This is a genomic window from Pseudonocardia sp. DxW, from assembly GCF_058448985.1.
In genome coordinates this window covers 107,789-120,116 of sequence record NZ_JBZFLK010000010.1, presented here as the reverse complement: position 1 = coordinate 120,116, position 12,328 = coordinate 107,789, and the positions used below count along the sequence as shown (strand labels likewise).

At 74.7% G+C, this 12,328-nt stretch carries 12 protein-coding genes; 7 read left to right on the top strand and 5 right to left on the bottom strand.

Annotated elements, in window-relative coordinates; all coding sequences use genetic code 11:
- Positions 1–111 precede the first annotated feature (111 nt).
- The 4 genes from ACVJO7_RS17300 (at position 112) to ACVJO7_RS17285 (ending at position 3,250) form a co-directional block, all read left to right on the top strand.
- Positions 112–933, top strand: coding sequence for an undecaprenyl-diphosphate phosphatase (locus tag ACVJO7_RS17300; protein ID WP_344023631.1), 822 nt, complete (start codon positions 112–114; stop codon positions 931–933).
- 31 nt (positions 934–964) lie between these two features.
- A complete protein-coding gene (locus ACVJO7_RS17295) occupies positions 965–1,672 on the top strand; it encodes a histidine phosphatase family protein (protein ID WP_344023629.1) in 708 nt (235 codons plus the stop codon).
- Positions 1,673–1,766: 94 nt separating this feature from the next.
- Entirely contained in the window at positions 1,767–2,360 is a 594-nt protein-coding gene (locus ACVJO7_RS17290) for a DUF3090 domain-containing protein (protein WP_491673710.1), read from the top strand.
- A complete protein-coding gene (locus ACVJO7_RS17285; protein WP_491673709.1) occupies positions 2,357–3,250 on the top strand; it encodes an SCO1664 family protein in 894 nt (297 codons plus the stop codon). Before ACVJO7_RS17290 ends, ACVJO7_RS17285 begins: the two co-directional genes overlap by 4 nt.
- A gap of 18 nt (positions 3,251–3,268) precedes the next feature.
- Here the strand turns inward: ACVJO7_RS17285 and ACVJO7_RS17280 are convergent, their stop codons facing one another.
- Positions 3,269–5,581 (bottom strand): UvrD-helicase domain-containing protein, encoded by a 2,313-nt coding sequence (locus ACVJO7_RS17280; protein WP_491673708.1) that lies wholly within the window; start codon positions 5,579–5,581, stop codon positions 3,269–3,271.
- 116 nt (positions 5,582–5,697) lie between these two features.
- On the opposite strand from ACVJO7_RS17280, the gene ACVJO7_RS17275 reads away from it, so the two are divergent.
- The 3 genes from ACVJO7_RS17275 to ACVJO7_RS17265 all read left to right on the top strand — a co-directional run bounded on the left by ACVJO7_RS17275 (position 5,698) and on the right by ACVJO7_RS17265 (position 8,670).
- Complete coding sequence (locus ACVJO7_RS17275; protein WP_491673707.1) at positions 5,698–6,573, top strand: alpha/beta fold hydrolase; 876 nt, start codon at positions 5,698–5,700, stop codon at positions 6,571–6,573.
- A 126-nt stretch (positions 6,574–6,699) separates the two neighbouring features.
- Complete coding sequence (gene gnd / locus ACVJO7_RS17270) at positions 6,700–8,136, top strand: NADP-dependent phosphogluconate dehydrogenase (protein ID WP_491673706.1); 1,437 nt, start codon at positions 6,700–6,702, stop codon at positions 8,134–8,136.
- Positions 8,137–8,175: 39 nt separating this feature from the next.
- Positions 8,176–8,670, top strand: a complete 495-nt coding sequence (locus ACVJO7_RS17265; protein ID WP_491673705.1) for a DUF2127 domain-containing protein — start codon at positions 8,176–8,178, stop codon at positions 8,668–8,670.
- 102 nt (positions 8,671–8,772) lie between these two features.
- Here the strand turns inward: ACVJO7_RS17265 and ACVJO7_RS17260 are convergent, their stop codons facing one another.
- The 4 genes from ACVJO7_RS17260 to ACVJO7_RS17245 all read right to left on the bottom strand — a co-directional run bounded on the left by ACVJO7_RS17260 (position 8,773) and on the right by ACVJO7_RS17245 (position 12,256).
- Entirely contained in the window at positions 8,773–9,975 is a 1,203-nt protein-coding gene (locus ACVJO7_RS17260; RefSeq protein WP_491673835.1) for a flavin-containing monooxygenase, read from the bottom strand.
- A 137-nt stretch (positions 9,976–10,112) separates the two neighbouring features.
- A complete protein-coding gene (locus ACVJO7_RS17255; RefSeq protein ID WP_491673704.1) occupies positions 10,113–11,057 on the bottom strand; it encodes a pyridoxal-phosphate dependent enzyme in 945 nt (314 codons plus the stop codon).
- A 38-nt stretch (positions 11,058–11,095) separates the two neighbouring features.
- Positions 11,096–11,668: a DinB family protein gene (locus ACVJO7_RS17250; RefSeq protein WP_491673703.1), complete on the bottom strand. Its 573-nt coding sequence runs from the start codon at positions 11,666–11,668 to the stop codon at positions 11,096–11,098.
- Between the two features lie 3 nt (positions 11,669–11,671).
- Positions 11,672–12,256, bottom strand: a complete 585-nt coding sequence (locus ACVJO7_RS17245; protein ID WP_491673702.1) for a DinB family protein — start codon at positions 12,254–12,256, stop codon at positions 11,672–11,674.
- Positions 12,257–12,328: the final 72 nt, after the last annotated feature.

Here is a 12,328-nt window from a genome sequence, read left to right as displayed (position 1 = left end):
GCCCCGACACCGTCGAGGGCGCGCGCTGTGACGCCCGTCTCCGCGAGTACGGTGACCGCCCGTGACCGATCAGGTTCCGCATCCGGCAGACCCACCCGTCGGGGGTCGCCCGTGAGCTGGCTCGAGGTGATCGTCCTCGGCCTCGTCCAGGGTCTGACCGAGTTCCTGCCGGTCTCCTCCTCCGGGCACATGCGGATCGCCTCCGAGGTGTTCTTCGGGCGCGATCCCGGGGCCGCCTTCACCGCCGTCTCGCAGATCGGGACGGAGGTGGCGGTGATCGTCTACTTCGCCAAGGACATCTGGCACCTGTTCACCACCTGGCTGCGCGGCTTCCGCGACGCCGAGGTCCGCCGGACCGACGACTACCGGCTGGCCTGGCTGGTGATCATCGGGTCGATTCCGATCGCCGTGCTCGGGGTGCTGTTCAAGACCCAGATCGAGACGGTCGCCCGCAGCCTGTGGCTGGTCGCGGTGATGCTGATCGTGTTCGGCGTGCTGCTCGGGCTGGCCGAGCGCTACGGCAGGCAGACCAAGCCGATCGAGCGGATCACCGTGCGCGACGGCATCGCCCTCGGCTTCGCCCAGGCGATGGCGCTGATCCCGGGCGTCTCCCGGTCCGGCGGCACGATCACCGCCGGGCTGGCGCTCGGGCTGACCCGCCCGGCGATCGTGCGGTACTCGTTCCTGCTGGCGATCCCGTCGGTGTTCGGCGCCGGGTTGTTCACCCTGCCCGACGTGTTCGCCGGGGACGGGCCGTCCGGCGTGCAGATGCTGGTCGCCGTGCTGATCGCGTTCGTCGTCGGCTACGCGGTGATCGCCTGGCTGCTGCGGTTCGTGCAGAACAACACCGTCTACGTGTTCGTCGCCTACCGGATCGCGCTGGGCGTCGCGCTGCTGGCGGCGCTGTCGATCGGCGCGATCTCCGCCACCTGACGGCGACCCGGTCCGCGTAGCCTCGGGCGGCGTGACGACCTTGATCCTGCTGCGGCACGGGCGCTCGACGGCGAACACGGCCGGTGTCCTGGCCGGCCGCACCCCCGGCGTGGAGCTCGACGAACGCGGCCGGGAGCAGGCCGACGCCGTCGTCGACCGGCTCGCGGCCCTGCCGATCGCCTCGATCGTCACCTCCCCGATGACCCGCTGCCGGCAGACCGTCGCGCCGCTGGCCGCCACCCGCGGCCTGGAACCCGTCGTCGAGGACGACCTGGCCGAGGTCGACTACGGCTCGTGGACCGGGCGGCCGATCTCCGAGCTGGTGTCCGAGGACCTGTGGAAGGTCGTGCAGGCGCATCCCTCGGCGGCCGAGTTCCCGGACGGCGAGTCGCTCGCCGGGATGCAGGCCCGGTCGGTCGCCGCGGTCCGCCGGCACGTCGCCCGGGTGCGGGCCGAGCACGGCGAGCACTCCATCCTGCTCGCCTGCAGCCACGGCGACGTGATCAAGTCGGTGCTGGCCGACGCGCTCGGCTGCCATCTCGACACCTTCCAGCGGATCGTGGTCGACACCTGCTCGGTGAGCGTCGTCACCTACACCTCGCTGCGGCCGTTCGTGGCCCGGATGAACGAGCAGTCCGGGGACGTCGCCAACCTGGTCCCGAAGCCCCCCGAGGAGGGCTCCGGCCAGGACGACCGGGCCGCGTCGGACGCCGTCGTCGGGGGCTCGACGAACGCCTGAGATCACCCCCGGTGCGTATCGGCGCAGGTCGCGGCGATCGCGCGGGGTGGCGGGGATGCCTACCGCCCCGCCGTCGCCTACCCTGGGAAGGGTCATGGCACGCGTCATCCACGTCTTCCGCCGACCCGACCGCTTCGTGGCCGGGACCGTTGGCGAGCCCGGCGATCGCGCCTTCTACCTGCAGGCGATCGAGAGCTCCCGGACGATCAGTGTGCTGCTGGAGAAACAGCAGGTCACGGTGCTGGCGGAGCGGATCACCGCGCTGCTCGGCGAGGTGGCGAAGCGGTTCGGCGAGGAGAACCTGCAGGAGGGCACCGACGCCGGCTCGCCGCGGTCGGACACCGATCCGCTCGCCGTGCCGCTGGAGGAGGAGTTCCGGGTCGGCACCATGGGCCTGGGCTGGGACGCCGACTCCAGCTCGATCGTCGTCGAGCTGCTCGCGGTGACCGAGGAGGAGATCGACGAGTCGGTGGTGCTCGACGACACCGAGGAGGGCCCGGACGCGCTGCGGGTGTTCCTCTCGCCGAACGAGGCGAAGGCGTTCGCCGATCGTGCGGAGAAGGTCGTATCGGCCGGCCGCGCGCCGTGCCCGCTGTGCGCCGAGCCGCTCGATCCCGAGGGCCACGTCTGCGTCCGGCTCAACGGCTACCACGACCGCAATCCCGTGGCCGAGACCGGGACCGAGTGAGCGGCCAGGCCCCCGACCTGCGCGACCCGGCCGTCCTCGAGGTCCTGGCCCGCGGCCGCATCGAGATCACCGGCCGGATGGTGGACGCCTCCAACGCCACCCTGTTCGGCACCGCCACCCTCGACGGGATCGAGCTGCGCTGCGTCTACAAGCCGGTCCGCGGCGAGCGCCCGCTGTGGGACTTCCCGGACGGCACCCTGGCCGGCCGCGAGGTCGGCGCCTACCTGGTCGCCGAGGAGTCCGGCCTGCGGGTCGTCCCGCCGACCGTGCTGCGCCCGGAGGCGCCGTTCGGGCCGGGGATGGTGCAGGCGTGGGTCTCCTCCGGTGACGAGAGCGCGCTCACCGGCGGCGGCGGCGACCCGGACGACGGGTTCGGCGCCGAGATCGACGAGGAGACCATCCAGCTCGCCGCCGAGTCGCTGGTCGAGCTGTGCGAGCCGGACTGCGTCCCGGACGGCTGGCTGCCGGTGCTGCGGGCCCGCGACGGCGCCGGGGACCCGGTCGTCCTGGTGCACGCCGACCATCCGCAGCTGCGGTCGATGGCGCTGTTCGACGTCGTCGTCAACAACGCCGACCGCAAGGGCGGGCACGTCATCCTCGGCGGGGACGGCGGCGTCTACGGCGTCGACCACGGCCTGACCCTGCACAGCGAGCCGAAGCTGCGGACGGTGCTGTGGGGCTGGATCGGCGACGAGCTCGGCGAGGAGCACACCGCCGCGCTCAAGGAGCTGCGCGCCAAGCTGGCCGGCGACTTCGCCGACACCCTCGGCGAGCACGTGACCCGGCGCGAGATCGCCGCGTTGCGCTCCCGGATCGACCACCTGCTCGCCGAGCCGCGGTTCCCGGGGCCGGACGGGTTCGGGCCGGCGATCCCCTGGCCGGCCTTCTGACGTCCGGCCCCGGGCGGCTCACGGCGTGACGTGCAGCTGCCCGAGCCGTTGCGTCGCCCGGGTCATCGCCACGTAGAGATCGGCCGGTTCGCGCTCCCGGATCCGGTCCGGATCGACGATCAGGACCGCGTCGAACTCCAGACCCTTCGACGACGACGGCGTGTGCACGGCCACCCCGGCGGCGCCGGCGGGCAGCGGGTCGGTGCCCTCCGGAACGATCACCGCGAGCGTCCCGCCGTCGAGCCGCGCCCGCTCGGCGGCGACCACGCCCGCCAGGTCCGCGGCCGGCACGGTCCGCTCCCACGGCTGCTCGCCGGTCTCGCGGACCGACTCCGGCGGGCGGTGCCCCGGCGCGTACGTCGCCAGCACGGCGGCCGCCGGCGCCATGATCTCGGCCGGGGTCCGGTAGTTGACCGTGAGCGTCCGGTGCGTCCAGCGCTCCGCCAGGTGCGGGCCGAGCACGTCGGCCCAGCTCCGCGCGCCGGCCGGGGCGCTGCGCTGGGCGAGATCGCCGACCGCGGTGATCGACCGGGACGGGCAGCGGCGCAGCAGCACGTGCCAGTCCATCGCGGACAGCTCCTGCGCCTCGTCGACGACGAGATGGCCGTAGCGCCAGTCGCGGTCGCCCGCGGCCCGCTCGGCGACCGTCAGCGGGACCCCCGGCACGTGCCGCGCGGCGAGCTGCTCGGCGGTGACGAAGTCGGTGGCCCGCAGCTCGTCGGCGTCCTCGCCGGCCAGGTCCCGGTCGGCCGAGGTGAGCACGGTCAGCACGCCCTCGGCGTAGTGCGCGTCGGCCGCGGCGGTGCTGTTCCCCGCTGCCGCGGCGTTCTCGGGGAGCGGGCCCAGCAGCTCGTCCAGCTCGTCGAGCAGCGGGGCGTCGGCGACCGTCCAGGGCGCTCCCGGGGCGCGGTGCAGCACGGCGAGATCGTCGCCGTCGCCGTCGCCCGCGGCGGCGAGCCGGTCGGCGGAGCCGAAGAGGTCGGCGAGTGCGCGCTGCGGGGTCAGCAGCGGCCAGAGGTCCTCGACGGCCGCGTGGAACTCCGGCTCCGAGCGCAGCTCCGAGCGCAGCTCGTGGCGCAGGTCGGCGGACACCTCGGCGGCACCGGCCGGCTCGATCTCGGGCAGGTCCAGCCCGGCGAGCAGCTCGGCCAGCTCCGGCGGGTCGGCCAGCCGGGTGTCCAGCCGTTCCAGCCCCTGGTCGACGAGCAGCCTGCCGAGGGTGTCCCGGAACGTCGCCCGGGCGGCGTTGTGCGGCAGGCCGGTCGCCCGGGCCCGGCGGCGGGCCTCCGCCGCGGTCGCCCGGTCCAGCCGCAGCGTCACGTCCTCCAGCTCGATCGCGACGGTCGCGGCGGGCAGCGCCTGCCGGTCCGCGACGGCGCGGCGGAGCACGTCGATCATCGACAGGTCGCCCTTGCGGCGGGCGGCCTCCGGCGGGTCGGTCGCGGTCGCCACGATCCCGTGCGCGAGCCGCCCCGGCGTGGTGAACACGACGGCGGACTCGCCGAGCGCGGGCAGCACCCCGCCGACGTAGCGGACGAACCCGGCGCTGGGCCCGACGACGAGCACGCCGCTGCGGGCGAGCCGGTCCCGGTGGGCGTAGAGCAGGTAGGCCACCCGGTGCAGGGCGACCGCGGTCTTGCCGGTGCCCGGCCCGCCCTCGATCACCACCGTGCCGGCCAGCGGCAGCCGGATGATGTCGTCCTGCTCGGCCTGGATGGTGGTGACGATGTCGCGCATCGTCGATCCGCGCGGTGCCTTCAGTGCGGCCAGCAGGGCCGGATCGGACGCGGCCTCGGTGCGGTGGGCGAGCGTGCCGTCCAGCACGTCGTCGTGGAAGGTGTCGACCCGCTCGTCGGGGGCGGTGCCGGCCAGCCGGAAGTGCCTGCGCCGGGTCACGCCGAGCGGGGTGACCGGGGTGGCGCAGTAGAACGGCCGGGCGGCCGGCGCCCGCCAGTCGATCAGCGCGCTCTCGCCGTCGGCCGGGTCGGTGAGCCCGATCCGGCCGACGTAGGTCGGGCCGCCGTCGGTGTGGTCGAGCCGGCCGAAGCACAGCCCGTACCGGGCGGCCCGCAGCGCACCGGCCCGCTCCGACCAGCGGAACTCTGAGACGTCGCGCTCCCAGCGGGCGCTGAGCTCCTCGCCGGCGGGGGTGGACCGGGCGGTCGCGGCGCGGGTGTCGACCGCGGTGAGCTCGGCGGTGAGCAGCCCGTGCAGCCACCGGAGCCGGGTGGTCTCGGCGGCGAGCTCCTCGGCGAACCGGGGGCTGGTACCGAGCTTGCCGACCGTGCTATCATTGAGGTGTACCGCTGTGGCTTTGCTATCTGAAGGCACCCCACAGAGTAGCGCATTCCGCCGCGCTCGCGCGCCGTTTCCGCGCTCCCGTTCCGTTCTCCGCTGTTCGCCCGCGCGGCGCCGCCCGGTCCCGGCGCCGGGTTACTGTCGCGGCCATGGCCTCACCCGACCCGGCCCTCCCCGAGCCGCAGCGGATCACCGTCCCCGGCGCGACGCCGCGCGGGACCACCCTGTCCGTGCTGGACACCGGCGGATCCGGCCCGCCCGTCGTCCTGCTGCACGGCTGGCCGGACCGGGCGACCCTCTGGGCGCACCAGATCGCCGCGCTGGCCGCCGCCGGGCACCGGGTGATCGCCCCGGACCTGCGCGGCTTCGGCGACTCCGACCGGCCCGAGGGCGTCGAGAACTACCGGATGGGTGCGCTCGCCGCCGACGTGCTCGGCGTCGCGGACGCGCTCGGCGTCGGCGACTTCGCGCTCGCCGGGCACGACTGGGGTTCCTCGCTCGGCTGGGCGATCACGCTGCGCTCGCCCCGGGTCACCCGCTACGCCGCGTTCTCGGTCGGGCATCCGGCCGCGTTCGTCTCCGACGGGCTCATCCAGAAGGCCAAGTCCTGGTACATGCTGTGGTTCCAGTTCCCCGGCGTCGCCGAGGAGGTGCTGCCCGCCGACGACTGGGCGTTCCTGCGGACCTGGGCGCACGTCTCGTTCGACGACGGGGACCCGCTGCCCGCGCAGCAGATCGCCGACCTGTCCCGGCCGGGCGCGCTCTCCGCGTCGCTGAACTGGTACCGCGCCAACATCGACCCGGCGACGTTCGTGCCCACCGGGCCGATGCAGCTGCCCCCGATCCGGGTCCCGGTGCTCGGGGTGTGGAGCGAGCGCGACATGGCGCTCACCGAGAGCCAGATGCGACGTTCCGCCGAGTTCACCGAGGACTTCCGGTACGAGCGCGTCGCCGGCGCGGGCCACTGGATCCCGGCCGAGGCGCCGGAACGTACCAGCGAGCTGCTGCTCGACTTCCTGCGCTGAGCCCGCCCGCACCGGGGTGACCGAGCGGACACCGGACGGTCCGCGCACGCCGCGGGCGCGAGGGGCCAGGATGGGGCAGGACGAACGGCGCGGCGCCGGCCGCGCCCGGCGAGACGGAGGAGCACGATGGCGGAGAAGAGCCGGATCGGGGTCACCGGGCTGGCGGTGATGGGGGCGAACCTGGCCCGCAACATGGCCCGCCGCGGCTTCACCGTGGCGGTGCACAACCGCACCACCGCGAAGACCACCCAGTTCATCGAGGACTACGGCCACGAGGGCGCCTTCACCGGCTCCGAGTCGCTGCAGGACTTCGTCGACGCGCTCCAGACGCCGCGCACGATCGTCGTCATGGTGAAGGCGGGCAAGCCGGTCGACGCCGTCATCGACGAGCTGGCGCCGCTGCTCGACGAGGGCGACATCATCGTCGACGCCGGGAACTCGCACTTCCCGGACACCGACCGGCGCACCGCGCACTGCGCGGAGCTGGGCCTGCGGTTCATGGGCATCGGCGTGTCCGGCGGCGAGGAGGGCGCGCTCAACGGGCCGAGCATCATGCCCGGCGGGGACCCGGCCGCCTACGCCGAGATCGCCGACGTGCTGACCGCGATCGCCGCGAACGTCGACGGCACCCCCTGCTGCACGCACGTCGGGCCGGGCGGCGCCGGGCACTACGTGAAGATGGTGCACAACGGCATCGAGTATGCCGACATCCAGCTCATCGCGGAGGCGTACGACCTGCTGACGCACGTCGGCGGGCTCTCCGCGCCGGAGATCGGGACGATCTTCGAGCAGTGGAACACCGGCGACCTCGAGTCGTTCCTGATCGAGATCACCGGCGTCGTGCTGGCCAAGACCGACGAGCGGACCGGTGGGCCGCTGGTCGACGTGATCACCGACCAGGCCGAGCAGAAGGGCACCGGCCGCTGGACGGCGATCGACGCGCTCGATCTCGGTGTCCCGCTCACCGGCATCACCGAGGCGGTGTTCGCGCGGACGCTGTCCGCGCTGCGCGACGAGCGCCAGGCCGCGTCGACGACGCTGGCCGGGCCCGCGCCGAAGCCGGCCGCTGACGTGGACCGGCTGGTCGACGACGTCCGGCAGGCGCTCTACGCGTCCAAGGTGGTCGCCTACGCGCAGGGCTTCGCCCAGATGCGGGCCGCCTCGCAGGCCAACGGCTGGGACCTCGATCTCGGCGCGATGGCCCGGATCTGGCGCGGCGGCTGCATCATCCGCGCCCAGTTCCTGAACCGGATCACCGAGGCCTACGAGTCGCACCCCGATCTGGACAACCTGCTGATGGTCCCGTACTTCACCGAGGCCGTCGGCAACGCGCAGGACGCGTGGCGGCGGGTGGTGGTGACGGCGACCGAGCACGGTGTCGCGATCCCGGCGTTCTCGTCGAGCCTGAGCTACTACGACGGCTACCGCCGCGAGCGCGGCCCGGCGAACCTGATCCAGGGGCTGCGCGACTACTTCGGCGCGCACACCTACCACCGGATCGACGCCGACGGCGTCTTCCACACCCGGTGGAGCCAGGACGGCGCGGAGGTCCGTACCGACTGACCCCGCCGGCGCGGGCGCCCCGGTCGCTAGGCTCGTGGCATGGCGCAACCGTCCGGGCCGCGGGCCGCGCGGCGGACCGAGCGGTTGTTCCGGATCGCGATGCTGGTCAAGGGCGTGGACGGGGCGGCCGAGCTGCTCGCCGCGATCGCCCTGCTGCTGGTCTCTGGGGACCGGCTGCACCGGGTGGTCGTGCAGGTGCTGGCCCGCGACCTGCTGGGCCCGCCGGACGCGCCGCTCGCCCGGCATCTCACGACGGCCGTCGACGACGTCGCGGGCGGCGGCCGGACGTTCGTGATCGTCTACCTGGCGCTGCACGGGGTGATCAAGCTGGCGCTGGTGTGGGCGTTGCTGCGCCGGTGGCTGCCGGCCTATCCACCGGCCGTCGTGGTGCTGGGGCTGTTCGTGGTCTACGAGCTCGTGCACGCCTGGCACACCGGTTCGGTGCTGCTGCCGGTGCTCGCGCTGCTGGACATCGCGATCGTCGTGCTGGTGGTGTGGGAGTACCGGCTGCTGCGCCGGGAACGCGCGATGTGACGGTGCGGGGTGGGGCGGGGCAGCTGCGCCCGAGGGCCGGACCGCGCCGGGGCGGGCCGCGCCCGGGTGTCCGGGGCCCGAACGGGGGTGGCCGCGCCGCGGTCAGGCCGCGAGCGGGAGGTCGCGCAGTACCGCCCTGGCCGCGGCGCGCCCGGCCCGGTCCGCGCCGATCGTGCTGGCCGACGGCCCGTAGCCGACCAGGTGCAGCCGCGGGTCGGCGACCACCCCGGTGTCCAGCGGCTCACCCATCACGATCCCGCCGCCCGGTCCGCGCAGCCGCAGCGGCGCGAGATGCCCCAGCGCCGGACGCCAGCCGGTCGCCCACAGCACGACGTCGGCGGGCTCGGTGCTGCCGTCGGCCCAGCGCACCCCGTCCGGGGTGAGCGCGGCGAACATCGGCCGCCGCCGCAGCACCCCGCTCGCGATGCCCGCGCGGACCTCGGGGGTGAGCCCGAGCCCGGTCACCCCGACGACGCTGCGCGGCGGCAGCCCGGCCCGGACCCGCTCCTCGACCAGGGCCACCGCGGCGCGTCCGCGCTCGGCGTCGAACGGGCCGTCGTTCCACACCGGTTCGCGCCGGGTCACCCAGGCCGTCGCCGCGGCCTGCGGGGCGATCTCCAGCAGCAGCTGCACCGCGGTGATCCCGCCGCCGACGACGACCACCCGCAGCCCGGCCATCGCCGCCGGGCCCGGGTAGTCGCGGGCGTGCAGGCTGCGCCCGCGGAACGACGCCGCCCCCGGGTAGGCCGGGACGAACGGGCGGGTCCAGGTGCCGGTCGCGTTGATCACCCGGTCGGCGATCCAGGTGCCGCGGTCGGTCTCGACGGCCAGCGGGCCGGACCGGGCGGCCGGGGCGGGTCCGGGTGCGTGGGCGCCGGGTCCGCCGTCCGGCAGGGCGCCGGGCTCGCCGTCGGGCTCGCCGTCGGGCAGGGCGTCCGGCCTGCCGTCCGGCGGCGCGTCCTGCACCGCGTCCCGCACCGCGTGCACCTGTACCGGCCGGACCACCTGCAGGCCGGCGGTCCGTTCGATCTCGGCGAAGTACTCCGGCACCGCCTCCCGGGCCGGCCGGTCCGGATCGGCCCCCGGCTCGTCGAACCCGGATCGGACGCCCGCGAGGTCGTGGATGCCGTTGACGGTGCGCATCACCAGGGTCGGCCAGCGGTGCCGCCAGGCGCCCCCCGGGCCGTCCTCGCCGTCGAGCACCACCATGTCCCGGCCGGGCACCAGCCCGCCGCGGCGCAGCCCGGCCGCCGCGGACAGGCCCGCCTGCCCCGCGCCGATCACCACCACCGCCACCCGCCCCACCTCAAGGGCAACGCCGCCACCACCCGCGCTCATCCCGGGTGATCGACAGCGGTGATCGACGGCGGTGATCGACGGCGGTGATCGACGGCTGTGGAGCGCGGCGCCCCCACCCGGCCGCTGCGCTCCACAACCGGTGATCAGCCGGGGACGTCGGCGTTGCGGCCGCAGACCACCAGCGCCAGGCGGGCGTCGGGGTGCCGGTCCAGGACCGTCTCGGCCGCGGGGACCAGGCAGCCGGCGGCCGGCTCGGCCCAGATCCCGGCGTGCTCGGCGAACGCGACCGAGCCGGCGCGGGCGTCGGCGTCGGTGACCACCAGCACTTCCTCGACCAGCTCGCGGACGTGGTCGTAGGTCAGCTGCGACACCGACGGCGCGGACAGCGTGGTGACCGCCGAGGTGATCGTGACCGGGATCGGGCCGCCGGCGGCCAGCGCCGCGGACATCGCCTCGGCACCCACGGTCTCCACCCCCCACACCCGGGCTCCCGCGAGCAGCGCCCTGACCGCCACCGCCACCCCGGACAGCAGCGCCCCGCCGCCGACCGAGACCAGCACGTCGGTGGGCGGCTCGCCGAGGTCGATCGCGTCGCGGGCCAGCTCCAGCCCGACGGTGCCCTGCGCGGCGAGGGTGACCGGATCGTCGAACGGGTGCAGCAGCGTCATCCCGTCCGCCTGCAGCTGGGTGGCCAGCGCGAACGCCGCCGGGATGTCCGGGGTGAGCCGGACGTCCGCACCCGCCGCGCGGGCCGCGGCCACCGAGCGGGCCGGTGCGTTCGCCGGCATGACGACGACGGCGGCCACCCCGGCCGCGCCCGCCACGTCGGCGACGGCCAGGCCGTGGTTCCCGCCGGACACCGCGACCAGCCCGGCGGCGCGCTCGTCGGCGGAGAGCGTGGCGAGCTTCGCGAGCACCCCGCGCGGCTTGAAGGACCCGGTGCGCTGCAACTGCTCCAGCTTCAGCAGGACCGGGGCGCCGAGCAGCGCGGAGAGCCCGGGGGAGGGGACCGTCGGGGTGCGCAGCACGTCCCCGGCGATCCGGTCCGCCGCGGTCTCGATGTCGTCGAGGGTCACCAGATCGGCCATGGCCGCGACGGTAGTGACCGGGCCCGGCGCTGCGGGCGTCAACCCATCGTCTTCCGGCCGTCGATGGTCTCCCGGATGATGTCGGCGTGCCCGCTGTGCTGCGCGGTCTCGCCGACGATGTGGGCGAACACCTGGCGGGCGCTCCAGTGCATGTCCTCCGGGAACCACGGCGCCGGCGGCAACGGGTGCGAGAGGTCCAGGTCGACGGTGGCCACGAGCTCGTCGGTGCGGGCGGCGGTCGCGGTGTAGCGGTCGAGCAGCGCGGCGAGGGTGTCTGCGTCGGTGTCGCTGTCGGTGTCGTCGAGAGCGAAGTCGTCCCGTTCGGCTCCCGGCTCCGCGGCCTGCTCCCAGCCGTCGGCGCCCTCGACGGTGCCGGTGAGGATGAAGTCCACCCAGCCCCGTTCGACGCCCTCGACGTGCTTGAGCAGCCCGGCCAGGGTCAGCGCGCTCGCCGTGGGGCGCCGCCGGGCATCGGCGTCGGACAGTTCGGCGACGGTGTGCCGGAGCAGCATGCGGTGCTTGGCGAGGGTCTCGAGCAGGGTGCGGCGCTCCCCGTCGAGATCGGCGGGGACGGCGGCGAGCAGCTCGGACATGGAGTCGGCGGTGGTCATCGCTCAGCCCATCGTCTTCCGGCCGTCGATCGCCTCGCGGATGATGTCCGCGTGGCCGGCGTGCTGGCTGATCTCGGCGAGCACGTGGATCGCGACCCGCCGCACCGACCAGCTGACGCCCGGCTCGAACCACGGTGCCACCGGCAGCGGGTGCGCCGAGTCCAGGTCGGCGGAGCGCAGGATCTCCTCGGTGCGGGCGGCCACCTGCTCGACCCGGGCCCGCAGGTGCTCCAGGGTCTCGTGCTCGGCGAGCACGAACCGGGTGTCGGTCCACTCGGTCCCGGCCCAGCTGTCGTTCTCGGCGATCGCGTTCCAGTCGACGTCGTCGCCGTAGACCTCGTGCTCGGAGCCGAACGCGCCGGCACCCTCGACGGCGAACCGGAACCACTGTTCCTCGGTGTCCGCGACGTGCTTGAGCAGCGAGGCGATCGTCAGCGCACTGACCGTGCTCGCGGTGCGGGCCTGCTCCTCGGTGAGGTCCTGCGCGGTCTGCAGCAGGAACCCGCGGTGCCGCTCCAGGGTGGTGATCAGCTCGGCGCGTTCACCGGCCGGTGCCTGCTGCCCGGTGGTCTCGGCTGTGGCGTTCATGATCGGGTCGCCTCTCGGTCGTCGGGTGCCGTCCCGGTTCCCCCCGGTCCGACGTGAACGACGCTAGGACCC

Bases quoted from the DNA above. Each gene is read 5' to 3' on its own strand.
- ACVJO7_RS17290 (WP_491673710.1), top strand. From the start codon at position 1,767: ATGGCACGCGTCATCCACGTCTTCCGCCGACCCGACCGCTTCGTGGCC.
- ACVJO7_RS17275 (WP_491673707.1), top strand. From the start codon at position 5,698: ATGGCCTCACCCGACCCGGCCCTCCCCGAGCCGCAGCGGATCACCGTC.
- gnd (WP_491673706.1), top strand. From the start codon at position 6,700: ATGGCGGAGAAGAGCCGGATCGGGGTCACCGGGCTGGCGGTGATGGGG.
- ACVJO7_RS17265 (WP_491673705.1), top strand. From the start codon at position 8,176: ATGGCGCAACCGTCCGGGCCGCGGGCCGCGCGGCGGACCGAGCGGTTG.
- ACVJO7_RS17255 (WP_491673704.1), bottom strand. From the start codon at position 11,057: ATGGCCGATCTGGTGACCCTCGACGACATCGAGACCGCGGCGGACCGG.
- ACVJO7_RS17250 (WP_491673703.1), bottom strand. From the start codon at position 11,668: ATGACCACCGCCGACTCCATGTCCGAGCTGCTCGCCGCCGTCCCCGCC.
- ACVJO7_RS17245 (WP_491673702.1), bottom strand. From the start codon at position 12,256: ATGAACGCCACAGCCGAGACCACCGGGCAGCAGGCACCGGCCGGTGAA.